The 14313-nt window shown below is 60.3% G+C and carries 13 protein-coding genes; 3 read left to right on the top strand and 10 right to left on the bottom strand.

What is annotated here, in order from left to right; translation table 11 throughout:
- Positions 1-33: 33 nt before the first annotated feature.
- Both KHO53_RS04305 and KHO53_RS04300 read right to left on the bottom strand, forming a co-directional pair.
- A complete protein-coding gene (locus KHO53_RS04305; protein ID WP_115085661.1) occupies positions 34-708 on the bottom strand; it encodes a COG3650 family protein in 675 nt (224 codons plus the stop codon).
- A gap of 70 nt (positions 709-778) precedes the next feature.
- Entirely contained in the window at positions 779-1378 is a 600-nt protein-coding gene (locus tag KHO53_RS04300) for a short chain dehydrogenase (protein WP_115085662.1), read from the bottom strand.
- 107 nt (positions 1379-1485) lie between these two features.
- On the opposite strand from KHO53_RS04300, the gene KHO53_RS04295 reads away from it, so the two are divergent.
- Positions 1486-2394, top strand: coding sequence for a LysR family transcriptional regulator (locus KHO53_RS04295; RefSeq protein ID WP_115085663.1), 909 nt, complete (start codon positions 1486-1488; stop codon positions 2392-2394).
- Between the two features lie 2 nt (positions 2395-2396).
- Here the strand turns inward: KHO53_RS04295 and KHO53_RS04290 are convergent, their stop codons facing one another.
- The 6 genes from KHO53_RS04290 to KHO53_RS04265 all read right to left on the bottom strand — a co-directional run bounded on the left by KHO53_RS04290 (position 2397) and on the right by KHO53_RS04265 (position 7775).
- Positions 2397-2633, bottom strand: a complete 237-nt coding sequence (locus KHO53_RS04290; protein WP_115085664.1) for a hypothetical protein — start codon at positions 2631-2633, stop codon at positions 2397-2399.
- A gap of 145 nt (positions 2634-2778) precedes the next feature.
- Entirely contained in the window at positions 2779-3480 is a 702-nt protein-coding gene (locus tag KHO53_RS04285) for an ABC transporter ATP-binding protein (protein ID WP_213570024.1), read from the bottom strand.
- Positions 3481-4248 carry a high-affinity branched-chain amino acid ABC transporter ATP-binding protein LivG gene (livG, locus tag KHO53_RS04280; protein WP_115085666.1) on the bottom strand — a complete coding sequence of 256 codons (768 nt, stop codon included), beginning with the start codon at positions 4246-4248 and terminating at the stop codon, positions 3481-3483.
- Positions 4245-5501: a high-affinity branched-chain amino acid ABC transporter permease LivM gene (locus KHO53_RS04275; protein ID WP_036996628.1), complete on the bottom strand. Its 1257-nt coding sequence runs from the start codon at positions 5499-5501 to the stop codon at positions 4245-4247. Before KHO53_RS04275 ends, livG begins: the two co-directional genes overlap by 4 nt.
- Positions 5498-6421 (bottom strand): high-affinity branched-chain amino acid ABC transporter permease LivH, encoded by a 924-nt coding sequence (gene livH, locus KHO53_RS04270; protein WP_010221091.1) that lies wholly within the window; start codon positions 6419-6421, stop codon positions 5498-5500. Before livH ends, KHO53_RS04275 begins: the two co-directional genes overlap by 4 nt.
- 226 nt (positions 6422-6647) lie before the next feature.
- Positions 6648-7775 carry a branched-chain amino acid ABC transporter substrate-binding protein gene (locus KHO53_RS04265; protein WP_010221092.1) on the bottom strand — a complete coding sequence of 376 codons (1128 nt, stop codon included), beginning with the start codon at positions 7773-7775 and terminating at the stop codon, positions 6648-6650.
- Between the two features lie 362 nt (positions 7776-8137).
- Between KHO53_RS04265 and KHO53_RS04260 the strand changes: the two genes are divergently transcribed.
- Positions 8138-8443 (top strand): DUF2288 domain-containing protein, encoded by a 306-nt coding sequence (locus KHO53_RS04260; protein ID WP_010221093.1) that lies wholly within the window; start codon positions 8138-8140, stop codon positions 8441-8443.
- A gap of 179 nt (positions 8444-8622) precedes the next feature.
- Here KHO53_RS04260 and KHO53_RS04255 read toward each other — a convergent pair whose 3' ends face one another.
- Entirely contained in the window at positions 8623-10803 is a 2181-nt protein-coding gene (locus KHO53_RS04255; RefSeq protein ID WP_010221094.1) for a hypothetical protein, read from the bottom strand.
- 201 nt (positions 10804-11004) lie between these two features.
- Between KHO53_RS04255 and KHO53_RS04250 the strand changes: the two genes are divergently transcribed.
- Positions 11005-11892, top strand: a complete 888-nt coding sequence (locus tag KHO53_RS04250; RefSeq protein ID WP_213570023.1) for an NAD(P)-dependent oxidoreductase — start codon at positions 11005-11007, stop codon at positions 11890-11892.
- On the opposite strand, the gene KHO53_RS04245 is transcribed toward KHO53_RS04250, so the two are convergent.
- Positions 11792-14068: a putative bifunctional diguanylate cyclase/phosphodiesterase gene (locus tag KHO53_RS04245; RefSeq protein WP_010221096.1), complete on the bottom strand. Its 2277-nt coding sequence runs from the start codon at positions 14066-14068 to the stop codon at positions 11792-11794. The genes KHO53_RS04250 and KHO53_RS04245 overlap by 101 nt on opposite strands.
- Positions 14069-14313: the final 245 nt, after the last annotated feature.

Below are 14313 nucleotides of genomic sequence, written 5' to 3'. Positions count from 1 at the left end.
CTTTGCAGACAGGTTAAACGCAGGCGCCGATGATCAGTCGTTGCGCGAGCCGCCGTAGTAGGCACAACCGCGCAGGGTCTTGCCGTCCACCCGCAGCTCGGCGCTCAGGTGCTGGACGCTGCCGGTGGCGCTGTCGACGCAGCGCTGCGGGGCGACCCAGAGTTCGACTTTCTGGCCGTTGGCCTCGGTGCTTAGGCTGAAGCGTCCGTCGGGCAGTTGTTCTTCCAGGTAGGGCACGGCCAGCGAAGGCTGACCGACGCGCTCCAGGACCATGCCCTTGCCGCCGGCCTTGAGGCTCCAGTCCGGCTCATGGCCGCTGGCGCGCAGGGTCAGGCGCTTGAAGTTGGGATCGCTGCAGGCGCTGCTGGAATGCTCGACGCGGTACAGGCGCTGCACATTCAACTGGCCATCGTTGCCGCCTTTCTGGCTGGCCGACAGCGTGCCGCGCACGTCGGCGAACAGGGTGCCGGGCGTTGCCGCCAGTGCGCTGGCTTCCTGCAGCAGGCCGGTGTTGCCGCTGTCATTGACAGCAAAGCGGCGGGTTTCTTCGCAGGGCTTGAACAGCAGTTGTCCGCCCTGGGCAGTCAGTTCGCCCTGCATGCGGGTCTGGCCTGCGGTAGAGGCGGCTTGCGGCTTTTCAGCCAGCATCTGGCAGCCGGCAAACAACGGCAACAAGGCGACAAGCAACAGCGAAGGGGCGGCACGCATCAAGCAAACTCCAGCATCTCGAGCAAAAGGTGCCGCCACGTTACGCAGGCTGGTCGCTGATCACAAGGCCTTAGCCAACCTGGTAGGTCTGGCCGGTCTGCATTCCTTCAACGCTCTTGGCATAGGCCAGTGCCACGTCGGCGGCCGGCACCGGCTTGAACCCGCGGAAATACGGAGCATAGGCCGGCATGGCTTCGACCAGTACGTTGGGGCTGATGGAGTTGACCCGCAGGCCACGGGGCAATTCGATGGCTGCCGCCTTGACGAAGGCATCGAGCGCGCCATTGACCAGGCTGGCCGAGGCGCCGGAGCGGATCGGGTCGCGGTTGAGAATACCGCTGGTAAAGGTGAATGAGCCGCCATCGTTGATGAACTCGCGGCCGATCAACAGCAGGTTGACCTGGCCCATCAGCTTGTCGCTCAGGCCCAGGGCGAAGTGCTCCGCATTCATTTCATCAAGGGGGGCAAAGGTCACGTTACCGGCGGCGCAGACCAGGGCATCGAAGCGGCCGGTCTGTTCGAACAGGCGGCGAATCGAGGCGCTGTCGCTGATGTCCACCTGATAGTCGCCGCTGCTGCGGCCGATGCGCAGCACTTCATGACGTTGTTCCAGCTCTTTGGCAACCGCCGAACCGATGGTACCGCTGGCGCCGATCAACAGGATTTTCATTGAGCCATTCCTCGTGGGTAGTGAAGACAAGGCTCAAGTCTAGGGTGGATTTTTCTGCAGATAAGCGTGCTAATAGGCAACCTTTGGTTTTCATGTGGAAACAATCCGTGAGCGACCTCGACGATCTGGCGGCCTTTGCCGCGTTGATGGATGCCGGCAGTTTCACCCTGGCCGCGCAGCAACTGGGCTGGAGCAAGGGGCAACTGTCCAAGCGCATCAGCGCCCTGGAAGCCAGCCATTCAGTGAAGTTGCTGCACCGCACCACCCGGCGCCTGAGCCTGACGGCTGCCGGCGCCATGTTGCTGCCTCAAGCGCAGGCGTTGGTGCGGCAGATGGAAGGGGCACGGCAAACCCTGGCCATGCTCAAGGACGAACTGGCGGGGCCGGTGCGTATCACCGTGCCGGTGTCGTTGGGGGAGACGTTCTTCGAGGGGTTGCTGATGGAGTTCGCCGCCACCTACCCGGACCTGCAGGTGGAGCTTGAGCTGAACAATGGTTATCGCGACCTTTTGGGCGAGGGTTTCGATCTGGCGATTCGTACCGAGGTGCAGGATGACGCGCGCCTGGTGGCTCGTCCGGTGCTGGCCATGCAGGAACTCACCTGTGCCAGCCCAGCCTATCTGCAACGTCATGGAGAGCCGCGGATACCGGCCGACTTGAGCGGCCATCGTTGCCTGCTCAATAGCCATTACAGTGGCCGTGAAGAATGGTTGTACCACCAGCAGCATGAATTGTTGCGGGTGCAGGTGGCCGGAAGCTTTGCGAGCAATCATTACAGCTTGCTGAAGAAGGCGGCACTGCTGGGTGCTGGCGTCGCTCGCTTGCCGTCGTACATGCTGCATGCAGAACTGGCTGACGGTCGCCTGCAGTGGTTGCTGCGCGACTATCAGACGCGCAGCGTACCGTTGTTTCTGGTACACCCCTATCAGGGCGGGATGCCGAAGCGGGTCCAGGTGCTGGCCGATTACCTGCTGGCCTGGTTCAGGCGTAGCAGTCAGGCGCTACGGACCCTCTAGGGTTACATCTTGTCGTCGTTCATTTCTTTTTTCATCATCTTGTCGTCCTTTTCCATCTTCTTGTCCTTGCTCATGTCCATCATCTTGTCGTCGGCCATTTTCTTGTCCATTTTCATGTCCTTGTCCATGCTCGCTTCCTTGCTCATTTTCATGTCGTCGGCAGCCTGTACCGCAGGCAGGAAGGCCAGGGCCGAGCCCAGGGAGAGGATGAGTGCGGCGGCGCTGAGGGTCTTGTTCATGATGAGGCTCCAGTAGTAAGAGGAGGTAAGAGCCAGTGGTTCTGGCTCACCTGCAGCACTAGAGTCCCTTGCCCGGGAGGCGTTACAGCGGGCAAGAAAAAAGGCCCGAAGGCCTTTTTCCTGATGTTGCATGCAACCGTGGGTATCAACCGCCCAGGTAGGCGTCACGAACCTTAGGATCGGTCAGCAGCGCTTCACCGGTACCTTCCATCACTACCCGGCCGTTTTCCAGCACATAGGCACGGTCAGCGACTTTCAGCGCCTGGTTGGCGTTTTGTTCGACCAGGAACACCGTGACGCCATCGCGGCGCAGTTGCTCGATGATGTCGAAGATCTGCTGGATGATGATCGGCGCCAGGCCCAGTGACGGCTCGTCAAGCAACAGCAGCTTGGGCTTGCTCATCAGCGCACGGCCGATGGCGAGCATCTGCTGTTCGCCGCCGGACATGGTGCCGCCACGCTGGCTGAAGCGCTCCTTCAGGCGCGGGAACAGTTGCAGGACCTTGTCCATCTGCTCCTGGTAATCGCCCTTGCTGGTGAAGAAGCCGCCCATGGCCAGGTTCTCCTCCACGGTCAGGCGGGCGAACACCCGGCGGCCCTCAGGGACCACGGCGATGCTTTTGCGCATGATGTGCGAGGACGGCTGGCCGACCAGTTCTTCACCCAGGTAGCGGATGCTGCCGCTTTGGGCCTGCGGCGAGCCGCAGAGGGTCATCAGCAGGGTCGACTTGCCGGCGCCGTTGGCGCCGATCAGGGTGACGATCTCGCCCTGGCGGATCTCGACGTTGACGCTGTGCAGTGCCTGGATCTTGCCGTAGAAGGTGGAAACGTTTTCGAACTGCAGCATTTACGCTTCCCCCAGGTAGGCTTTGATCACTTCAGGGTTGTCGCGGATCTGTTCCGGCGTACCGTCGGCCAGGGGCGTGCCCTGGTTGATCACCACGATGTGGTCGGAGATGCTCATGACCAGCTTCATGTCGTGCTCGATCAGCAGCACGGTGACGTTGTGCTCTTCGCGCAGCACGGTGATCAGGGCCTTGAGGTCTTCGGTCTCTTTCGGGTTGAGGCCGGCCGCCGGTTCGTCGAGCATGATGATCCGTGGACGGGTCATCATGCAGCGGGCGATTTCCAGGCGCCGTTGCTGGCCGTAGGCAAGCGTGCCGGCGGGGCGGTTGGCGAACTCGAGCAGGTTGACCTTCTCCAGCCAGTACCGTGCGTACTCTTTTGCTTCGAGCTCACTGCGGCGGAAGGACGGGGTCTTGAGCAGGCCGGCGAAGAAGTTGGTGTTCAGGTGCCGGTGCTGGGCGATCAGCAGGTTTTCCAGGGCGGTCATCTCTTTGAACAGACGCACGTTCTGGAAAGTCCGCACCACGCCCTTGCGGGCGATCTGATGGCCGGCCAGGCCCTGGATCGGCTGGCCGTCGAGCAGGATGCTGCCGGCGCTCGGCTTGTAGAAACCGGTCAGGCAGTTGAACACCGTGGTCTTGCCGGCGCCGTTCGGGCCGATCAACGCCACCACCTGTTTTTCCTTGACGGTCAGGGCCACGCCATTGACCGCCAACAAGCCGCCGAAGCGCATGCTCAGGCCGCTGACTTGCAGAATTTCGCGGCTCATCGACGCAGCTCCATATGTGGACGTTGCATAGGCAGCAGGCCTTGCGGACGCCAGATCATCATCAACACCATCAGCGCACCGAACATCAACATGCGGTATTCGCTGAAGTCACGCATCAGTTCCGGCAGCAGGATCATCACAACGGCCGCGAGGATCACGCCCAGTTGCGAGCCCATGCCGCCGAGCACGACGATGGCCAGGATGATGGCCGACTCGATGAAGGTGAACGACTCCGGTGTCACCAGGCCCTGGCGGGCGGCGAAGAAGCTGCCGGCGAACCCGGCGAAGCAGGCACCCAGGGTGAACGCCGAGAGCTTGATCACGGTAGGGTTCAGGCCCAGTGCGCGGCAGGCGATCTCGTCTTCACGCAGGGCTTCCCAGGCGCGACCGATCGGCATGCGCAGCAGCCGGTTGATCACGAACAGCGCCAGCAACGCCAGCAGCAGTGCCACCAGGTAGAGGAAGATCACCTTGTTGATCGAGTTGTACTGCAGGCCGAAGAACTCGTGGAAGGTCTGCATGCCCTCGGCGGCCTTGCGTTCGAAGGTCAGGCCGAAGAAGGTCGGTTTCTCGATGTTGCTGATCCCGTTGGGACCACCGGTCAGGCCGGTGAGGTTACGCAGGAACAGGCGGATGATCTCACCGAAGCCCAGGGTCACGATGGCCAGGTAGTCACCGCGCAAGCGCAACACCGGGAAACCGAGCAGGAAGCCGAAGGTCGCCGACATCAGGCCGGCGATCGGCAGGCAGATCCAGAAGCTCAGGCCGTAGTAGTGCGACAGCAGGGCGTAGCTGTAGGCGCCGACGGCGTAGAAGCCGACATAACCCAGGTCAAGCAGGCCAGCCAGGCCGACCACGATGTTCAGGCCCAGGCCCAGCAACACGTAGATCAGGATCAGGGTGGCGATGTCGACCGCGCCGCGCGAGCCGAAGAACGGCCACACCAGGGCCACGGCGATCAGGCCGAGGATGATGTAGCGCTGGGTCCGCGGCAGGGTCAGGAAGTGGCTGACCTTGGGCGATACCAGCGAGCCCTTGGGCGCTGACTTCATCAGGCCGCTCCACTGCTTGTCGAACAGCACGCGCAGGAACATCAGCACCGAGCAGGCGGCGATGATCGACAGGGTCAGTGGCCCTTGGCCGTGCACTTCCAGGTTGATGCCGACAATGCTGAGTTTCAGGCCAAGTACCGGGAAGGCCACGGCCCAGACCAGCAAGGCGCTGAAAAACGCCGATTTGAGATGTCTGTTCATACTTTTTCAACCTCCGGACGGCCGAGAATGCCGGTCGGACGGAACAACAGCACCAGAACCAAAAGGCCGAACGCCACAACGTCCTTGTACTGGTCACCGAAGATATCGGCGCCAAAGGCTTCAGCCACCCCCAGCACCAGCCCGCCGAGCATGGCGCCCGGAATGCTGCCGATGCCGCCCAATACCGCCGCGGTAAAGGCCTTCAGGCCCACCAGGAAACCGGCGTTGGGGTTGATCACCCCGTACTGCATGCTCAGCAGCACGGCCGCCACCGCCGCCAGGGCGGCACCGATGACGAAGGTCAGGGCGATGATGTTGTTGGTATTGATACCCAACAGGTTGGCCATCTTGATGTCTTCGGCACAGGCCCGGCAGGCCCGGCCCAGACGCGAGCGGGAGATGAACAGGGTCAAACCGGTCATGGCCACCAGGGTGACGATGAAAACCAGGATCTGCATGTAGGAGATCAGCACTTCCTCTGCGCCGCCCGGGCCGAAGGAGATACTCCCAGGGATCAGGTTGGGGATGGACTTGTCCTTGGAGTCCTGGGATAGCAATACGGTGTTTTGCAGGAAAATCGACATGCCGATGGCAGAAATCAGCGGGATCAACCGGTTGCTGTTACGCAACGGACGGTAGGCGACCCGTTCGATACTGTAGCCATAGGCACTGGTAACGACGATCGTCGCGATGAACGCGGCGGTCATCAGCAGCGGCAGTGAATCGATACCCATCATGGCAAGCCCGGCAAGGGCGATGAAGGCCACGTAGGAACCGATCATATAGACCTCGCCATGGGCGAAGTTGATCATTCCAATGATGCCGTAAACCATTGTGTAGCCAATGGCTATCAAGGCATAGGTGCTGCCAATGGTCAGACCATTAACCAGCTGTTGGAAGAAGTGATAGATCTCAGGCATTACAGCGCTCCTAAAAACCTGATACGCATTTCACTGGTGGGGATGCCCCGGCCCGGTCTTGTGGTCTTGGCCACTTCGGCACAGGCAACTGCCAGCGAACCGCTGGTGACGGTTTTAAGATTTTCAGGTGAACCTGCTCCCGGATCGCGGGAATCAGGCCCATGAACCTCGTAAAACAAAGCCCACTGCTCGCACAGTGGGCTTGTAGTCATATAGTCAGACGGGATTACTGAGGAGAAACTTCGGTTTTAGGTTTGCCGAAATGCCATTCGTAGACCACGAATTTGAAGTCTTTCAGGTCGCCCTTGGCGTCGTACGACAGGTCGCCGGTCGGGGTCTTGAAGGTACCGGCGTGGATGGCCGCAGCCACCTTGTCGGAGTCTTCGGACTTGGCGGCCTTGATGCCTTCGGCGATCAGCGTGACAGCCGAGTAGGCCGGGAACACGAACGGGCCGCTAGGGTCTTTGCCGTCGGCCTTGATGGCGTCAACGATGGCCTTGTTCGCAGGGTCGGCGTCGAAGGACTTGGGCAGGGTGACCAGCAGGCCTTCGGAGGCGTTCTGGGCGATTTGCGAGATGGAGTCGTTACCGACACCTTCCGGGCCCATGAACTTGGCTTTCAGGCCTTTTTCCTGGGCTTGGCGCAGGATCAGGCCCAGCTCTGGGTGGTAGCCGCCGTAGTAGACGAAGTCGACGTTGGCTTGCTTGAGCTTCTGGATGATCGAGGAGAAGTCCTTGTCACCGGCGTTCAGGCCTTCGAACACGGCAACCTTGGTGCCTTTGCCTTCCAGGGTCTGCTTGACCGCGGTGGCGATGCCTTCACCGTATTGCTGCTTGTCGTGCAGCACGGCAACCACTTTCGGCTTGACGTGGTCGGCGATGTAGTTGCCAGCGGCAGGGCCCTGGGCGCTGTCCAGGCCGATGGTGCGGAAGACCAGCTTGTAGCCGCGAGCGGTGATTTCCGGGCTGGTGGCAGCCGGGGTAATCATGATCACGCCTTCGTCTTCGTAAATGTCGGAAGCGGGTTGGGTGGAGCTGGAGCACAGGTGGCCGATCACGAACTTGACGCCATCGTTGACCACTTTGTTGGCGACTGCCACGGCCTGTTTAGGGTCGCACGCGTCGTCGTATTCCTTGGCTTCAAGCATCTTGCCGTCGACGCCGCCCTTGGCGTTGATGTCCTTGATGGCTTGTTTGGCGCCAACGAACTGCATGTCGCCGTACTGAGTGACCGGACCGGTTTTCGGGCCGGCGATGCCGATCTTGATGGTATCGGCTGCAAACGAATGGCTGGCAACCCCGGCCAGAACCATTGCGGCAAACAGCTTGGAAATCTGCTTAGTAGCCTTACTCATAGTGCTCCACTCATTCTGTTGTAATTTTTATAGTCCTGGCGGCCAGAGCTTGAGGACCGGATCAGGTTCCGTGGGAGGCCACGCCTCGTCACGGACCCGGATAACCCCCGGATTGGCCCTGGCAACTGTACCGGTACAGTGTAGAGCGCTGCTTTGTCGCTTGAAAAGCAGGCCCGCTGGGGCAAAAACCAGGGGTGTCGCCTAATCGACAGAAAGTTACATAAACGCGCCACTGCTTTGCCTGTTTCACTGGCCGAGTCCGGGCATTTACCACCTTGTCGATCAATTACTTATTTTGAAACTGGGTTTTTCTGCAAAAATACCGACCTTTATTGCGGTCGAATTATTTCTGGTAGGAACCCATGACTGATCAACCAAGCACCCTCTATGCCAAATTGCTCGGCGAGACAGCAACAATCGAGTGGAAAGCGCTGGAGCGTTTTTGGGCCAAGGGTGACCTGATTTGGGTCGACCCGAGCCTGGACCTGATCGAAGTTGCGCAGGCAATGGCCGAAAACCGTAGCGAAACCTTTGCTGCATGGCGTAATGCTGGCACTGTCGGCGCGGTCACTACAGAGCAGGCGCTAGACCTTCAGAGCCGCGATCCAGAGATCTGGGCAGTGGTGGTTTCGCCGTTTATCGTGATTCAGGAAAAGACCAACGGCTGATCGCGCGCCAAAATGGTGCGTGAAAATGCACAGCGAGAAGGTTTTGGTGCTCGGGACTGTTCAGCCGGGGTGGCTGTTGGTAACAGTTGAGTGTGCCGAGAGAGTGCGGTAACAGTCTGATCGCGGGGCAAGCCCGCTCCTACAAATGTAGGAGCGGGCTTGCCCCGCGATGCTTTCAATCAGTAATCCACTTTGCCGGTGTGGCTGTTCAACGAGATCACCCGGGTCTTGCCGATACGGTGACGGTAAATCTCCCGCAGGTACTTCACCGCTTTCTTCACGCATTCGCGTGACAGCCGGATGTCATTGATCGAGACGAACTTGCTCTTGTCGTTGATCAGCTCGCGGTACTTCTTCTCGTACATCGGTTTGATCGCATACCAGTTGGTATCGAGAATCTTCGCCGGGTTTTCGAACTCGTTGAGCAGGTCGTCGATGCGGTCTTCGTCGAAGGCCTCGCTGGTGATGAACTCGAGGATGGCGTTGTCCAGGGTGTCGTCGAAACGGTACGGATTACGCGCGAAGCAACGCTTGATGAAGGCCACGATCAGGGTCAGGAAGTCGTCCGACAGGCACGGGCTCTTGGCGATCAGAGTGGTCAGCGAGAGGTTGGCCGAGGCGCCGATGACCAGCGCGTAGCGCTTGAGCGTGGTGTTGGGGAACAGGCTGTTGAGGTGCGTCTTGAGCCGGTTCAGGTCCATGTACGACAGCTTGTAGTCCTTGGGCAGCGACACGATCGACACCACCGACGAACAGTTCTTGAAGAAGTGCAGGTCGTGCAGCGCTGCCGCGTCATAGCCGGAGGCCTGGTACTGCTCGAGGGCGGCGCGGTAGCGCCGGGACTCGATCGGCAACAGGCTGATGCCTTCGATCGCCTGGGTCACTTTGTTGAAGTGCGGCAGGTCGATGGAGCGGAAGAACAGGTCGTCGATGTTCAACCGTGGCTGTTCTTTCTCGAACACTTTGAATTTGTCCGAACTTGGCGACGGCTGTTCCGGTACCACCGATTCGGCATAGGCGATGGCCACGGGGCCGGCCAGGCTCATGAACAGGTCGTTGGCATCCAGGCGGATGGTTTCGCCAATGTCGATGCCGGCGCGACGGAAGTAGTTCTGGTCGTAGTCGGTGGTCACCGCCTGGGCGGTGAGGATGTTGAAGATCTGCTGGGAGATGTACTGGTTGGCGTGCTTCTCCATGGCATTGACGTCGATGTTCTGGATGTTGCCGTCATCGTTCTCTTCGGCGTAACGCATGATGTCGTTGGAGATCAGCATCATGGCGTTCCACGGGCGGATACGGCCCATGACGCTGGCTTCGCTGCTGTCTTCATTGTCGAAGTTGTAAGAGAAATCCCATTCCTCTGACAGGTACTTACACAGCAGCCGGCCAGCGTTGATGTGCAGGGCTTCGGACATTTCACTGCGGTGATCGGAAATGTTCGGCAGCACGCAGATGCCGCTGGTGAAGATCGGCTCGAAGACAAACGAATGGCCGCTCTTGCCGTCGTTCTCGTCGGCCGGCTTGGTATCGAAGGTCTTGTTCATGTACGAGTATTGCTGGGCCAGGCCGAACTCCGATGCCATCCCCGAGCCGGTACCACCGCCGGCGCTGAAGATGTAGAAGTACAAACGCGACTGGTTGGCCTTGATCCCGCAGGAGTCGATCAGGTACGAGTGGATCAGCTTCCAGTCGGCGCTGGAAAAACGGTGGGTTTCCTTGTTGAGGATGATCTTGGCCAGGTACTGGCCGAGAATCGGCGCGTTACCGGCACCCCCGGCATGGACTTCCGAGAGGTCCATGATCTTCATCTTGCTGTAATCGCGGATAAAGCCGCTCTTCTCGCCCTTGCGCGAGAAGCGGATGCGCCCGGCGATGTCCTTGTCCAGGTCACCGAGCATGACCAATGGCTCTACCAGGAATACCGGTTTGGTGCCCTTGTTCTGCACCAGGCGCAGGTTGTTGCGAATCCAGCGTGCCGGGCTGTAGTTCGGTTCGTTGCCCGCGCGGTCTTCGTTGTTGAATTCGTTGAGGTAGAAGGTCCTGGCGTTGTATACAAGTTCTGCGACATCCAGGGCGATGTTCGAGCCACAGCGGCCCAGGCCAATCAGGCACACCGAAGGGAACTGCTGGTCCAGGCGCAACTGGGCGTCGTCTTCGACGTGCACGCTGGGCGGGAACACCAGATCGCGCAGGCCGTCGAGGTTGTCGAGGATGCGCTGGATATCGGTTTCGGTGAAATACAGGTACTGCTGCGGGTTAAGCGCCCGCGGGCTGTAGTAACTCGAGCCGGGAGCGCTGTACGCGGGAGTGGATGAAGTCAGCTCGGAAACCGCGTTGGCAGAAGTAGTCTTGGAGGTCATTTTGCGCCATTTGCCTGGGGGTGGGTGGCTGTTCTAGTAGGTAGCATAGAGCCATCACTGGATGAGGTTCGCGACTGTATCAGTGCGCATTTGGCGTGAGCGATAGGGGTTAACCCTAGGCCTTTGTAGGAGTTTTCCTTGCCACGCCTGCAAACTGAATCGTCCGATCAGTCAACTTCTTTAATCTGTCTGGAGCTGTACATGAGCACTGCACGTCCTTCGTTGGGGTTTGCCGGTATCGGTCTGATGGGCTTGCCGATGTGTCGGCGGCTGTTGGCGGCGGGTTATCCGCTGACGGTGTGGAACCGCTCAGCGGACAAATGCGCCGAACTGGTGAAGGCCGGTGCCCGCCAGGTGGCGACCCCGGCCGAGCTGTGCCAGCACGCCGATGTGTTGATGCTGTGCCTGGCCGACACGGCGGTGGTGCGCGAGGTGGTGTTTGGCGAACAGGGCATCGTCGAGGGCGGCAAGGCCGGCCAGTTGCTGGTGGATTTCTCCAGCCTCGAACCGACAGCCACCTGCGAGATGGCCCGCGAGCTGGCAGCGAAGACCGGTATGAGCTGGCTCGATACTCCGGTTTCCGGCGGCACCCCGGGCGCCGAAGCCGGCACCCTGGCGATCATGGCCGGTGGCGCGGCGCCAGACCTTGAGCGGGTACGCCCGGTGCTGCTGACCCTCGGTCAGCGTGTCACGCACATGGGGCCGGTAGGGGCAGGGCAGGTGACCAAGGCTTGCAACCAGATGATCGTTGCCTGCAACGCGCTGGTGATTGCCGAGGTGGTGGCGCTGGCCGAGCAATCGGGAGTCGATGCCAGCCTGATCGCCGAAGCGCTGGCCGGTGGTTTTGCTGATTCAAAGCCGCTGCAGATACTCGCCCCGCAAATGGCCGAAAGCCGCTTCGAGCCGGTCAAGTGGCACGTGCGCACCTTGCTCAAGGACCTCGATAGTGCGGTGAAATTCTCCCGCGAACAGGCTTCGGCGACGCCGATCAGCGGCCTGGCCGCCCAATTGATGCGCTTGCATGGTAGTCAGGGCTATCTGCAAAAAGATCCGGCGACGCTGATTGATCTGTACCGGCATAAGGATTGAAGCTGCTCTGCCTCTGCTGATGGCGCTGGTTGAGCTCGCCAAGGATCGGCCGTAGTTCGCCCAGCGGCACTGGCCGGCTGAGCAGGTAACCCTGGACGAAGTCGCAGCCTTGCTGGGCGAGGAACTGGTACTGCTCGACGCTTTCGACGCCTTCGGTGATCACCTGCAGGTGCAGGGTGTGAGCCATGACGATGATTGCCTGGACGATTTCCATGTCCGGTCGGCAACGTGGCACTTCCTGGATGAACGAGCGATCGATCTTCAGCGTGTCCAGCGGCAGGCGCTTGAGGTAGGCCAGTGACGAGTAGCCAGTGCCAAAGTCATCGATTGACAGCGATACGCCCTGGGCGCGAATGCCCTTGAGCAGGGCGATGGTGTTGTGAATGTTGCCCATCAGCGCGTTTTCGGTGACTTCCAGTTCCAGCTGGCGCGCCGAGATCCCGGCCTGGCGCAGGGCATCCTCGATTTCACGGCCCAGCTCTTCACGGGCCAGGGTCAAGGCCGAGCAGTTGACTGTCACCTTGAGCCCGTCATACCCGTGGCGGATGAGCTGAGCCAGGTCCGCGCAGGCATGGCGCAGCACCCACAGATCAAGTTCGGCGATCAGGCCATTGGCTTCGGCAATACCGATAAAACGGTCCGGGCTGAGCAGGCCGTGCTGTGGATGTTGCCAGCGCACCAGCGCTTCGAGCTTGGCAACCTGACCGCTATGCAGGTCGAAAATCGGCTGATAGTGAATGCGCAGGCCATGCTCTTCCAGCAGGGCAATACGCAGTTCCTCTTCCAGTTGCAGTTCGAGGGTGGCGCGGGTTTTCAGGTTGCTATTGAAGAAGTTCAGGTTGTTGCGCCCGCAGCCCTTGGATTGGTACAGGGCCAGGTCGGCGTTTTTCAGCAGCTCTTCGCAGGTACGGCCGTCGTCGGGGAACACACTGATACCGATGCTGGTGGTCATCACCATGCGCCGCCCGGCCAGGTCGATCGGTTCCTTCATCTTCTGCATGATGCGCTGGGCCAGGTGCCGGGCTTCGTCGCGGCTGTGCAGGGCAGTAAGGATGCAGAACTCATCGCCACCAAACCGGGCGACCACGTCCTGGCTGCGGGTGGCAATCTTGATATGCGCGGCAATCACCTTGAGCAACTCGTCGCCAGCGTCGTGGCCGAGGCTGTCATTGATGCGCTTGAAATGGTCGATGTCGAGAAACATCACCGCCAGCATGCCGTCATTGGCCGTTTGTTCGGCCAGGCGCTCGGCGAATACCTGATTGAAGCCACGACGGTTGACCAGGTTGGTCAGGGCATCGTAATGGGCGGCCTGCTGCAGGGAGACTCGGGCCTGGTCGAGCTGGCTGAGCAGCACGTTGACCCGGCGCAGGTCGTGTTCCTTGCTTTGCAGCTTCTTGTCCGACAGTGCGGCGCTGATGCTGCTGGCGCTGATCAGCAAGGTAATGAAGGCAATGGTCAGGCTCAGTTGCAGGCTATTGTCGCTGACTGGCAGCGACAGCGGGGTATCGGGGGCGATCACCAGGGTCAATGCCGCCATCCCCAATAAATGGGTGCCGACAATGCCTGCAGCCATCAGCACGCTGGCGCCGTACTTCATCAATTGATAGAGGCTGCCGCTGCCATTGCGCAAATAGCGGGCGAACAGCAGTGCCGCGAGGCTGGTGGCGATGGCCGCGGCAACGGAAGCGGCAAACAGGTCGGGACGATAGAACTGCTGGGCGCTGGAGCGCATAGCCGCCATGCCGGCGTAATGCATGGCGATAATCCCCAGGCCGAAGCACACCGCCGCTTGCAGGTAATGGCGCGGCAGCAGCTCCTGGCGGCCCAGGGTATTCATGGCCATCCAGCCGGCCAGCAGCATGATCAGCAGCGAAGCGCCGGTCAGGGCGACGTCATAGTGCACTTCCAGTGGTGTTTGCAGGGCCAGCAGGCTGACGAAGTGCATGGCCCAGATGCCGCCGGCCAGGCAGCAGGCACCGAGCAGGCGCCACCGCCGCTGAGCCGCGGGCAACTCAACGTGGCTCAGGCGCTCGGCCATGTCGAGGGTGGCAAAGCTGCCGGCACAGGCGATCAGGAATGCAAGCAGCACCAGGTAGGGGTTATGCCTGCAATCGAGAAGGATCTTTCCGGTTGCCGGAAGTTCGGCGAGCATTTCTAGCCCCAGCCACTCCATAGCATCCCTCTTAGTCGAGTGTGCACTCGTCCCCCAATAGCCAGCTCGGAGACCGTTCTGCAGGAGTATAGGAACTCGGCATTAGTCCATCCTGATTAATGGCACATTGACTCCTACGATTTGGTCATTGAGGCAATAGCGCCGGGTTCTAAAACTGCAAATGCTTACAATTACCCGGTATCAGCGTGGTCAATGATGGCAGACAGATCGTCGAGGGCCCTCTAGATTCAGCTCGGCGTACTGGA

Origin of the sequence: Pseudomonas sp. RC2C2, assembly GCF_018390435.1 — a bacterium.
In the GTDB taxonomy this organism is placed as follows: Bacteria; Pseudomonadota; Gammaproteobacteria; order Pseudomonadales; family Pseudomonadaceae; genus Aquipseudomonas; species Aquipseudomonas donghuensis.
The sequence above is the reverse complement of the archived record's forward strand: the minus strand, read 5'-3'. Positions and strand labels throughout refer to the sequence as shown.

Bases quoted from the DNA above. Each gene is read 5' to 3' on its own strand.
- KHO53_RS04305 (WP_115085661.1), bottom strand. From the start codon at position 708: ATGCGTGCCGCCCCTTCGCTGTTGCTTGTCGCCTTGTTGCCGTTGTTT.
- KHO53_RS04300 (WP_115085662.1), bottom strand. From the start codon at position 1,378: ATGAAAATCCTGTTGATCGGCGCCAGCGGTACCATCGGTTCGGCGGTT.
- KHO53_RS04290 (WP_115085664.1), bottom strand. From the start codon at position 2,633: ATGAACAAGACCCTCAGCGCCGCCGCACTCATCCTCTCCCTGGGCTCG.
- KHO53_RS04285 (WP_213570024.1), bottom strand. From the start codon at position 3,480: ATGCTGCAGTTCGAAAACGTTTCCACCTTCTACGGCAAGATCCAGGCA.
- livG (WP_115085666.1), bottom strand. From the start codon at position 4,248: ATGAGCCGCGAAATTCTGCAAGTCAGCGGCCTGAGCATGCGCTTCGGC.
- KHO53_RS04275 (WP_036996628.1), bottom strand. From the start codon at position 5,501: ATGAACAGACATCTCAAATCGGCGTTTTTCAGCGCCTTGCTGGTCTGG.
- livH (WP_010221091.1), bottom strand. From the start codon at position 6,421: ATGCCTGAGATCTATCACTTCTTCCAACAGCTGGTTAATGGTCTGACC.
- KHO53_RS04265 (WP_010221092.1), bottom strand. From the start codon at position 7,775: ATGAGTAAGGCTACTAAGCAGATTTCCAAGCTGTTTGCCGCAATGGTT.
- KHO53_RS04260 (WP_010221093.1), top strand. From the start codon at position 8,138: ATGACTGATCAACCAAGCACCCTCTATGCCAAATTGCTCGGCGAGACA.
- KHO53_RS04255 (WP_010221094.1), bottom strand. From the start codon at position 10,803: ATGACCTCCAAGACTACTTCTGCCAACGCGGTTTCCGAGCTGACTTCA.
- KHO53_RS04250 (WP_213570023.1), top strand. From the start codon at position 11,005: ATGAGCACTGCACGTCCTTCGTTGGGGTTTGCCGGTATCGGTCTGATG.
- KHO53_RS04245 (WP_010221096.1), bottom strand. From the start codon at position 14,068: ATGGAGTGGCTGGGGCTAGAAATGCTCGCCGAACTTCCGGCAACCGGA.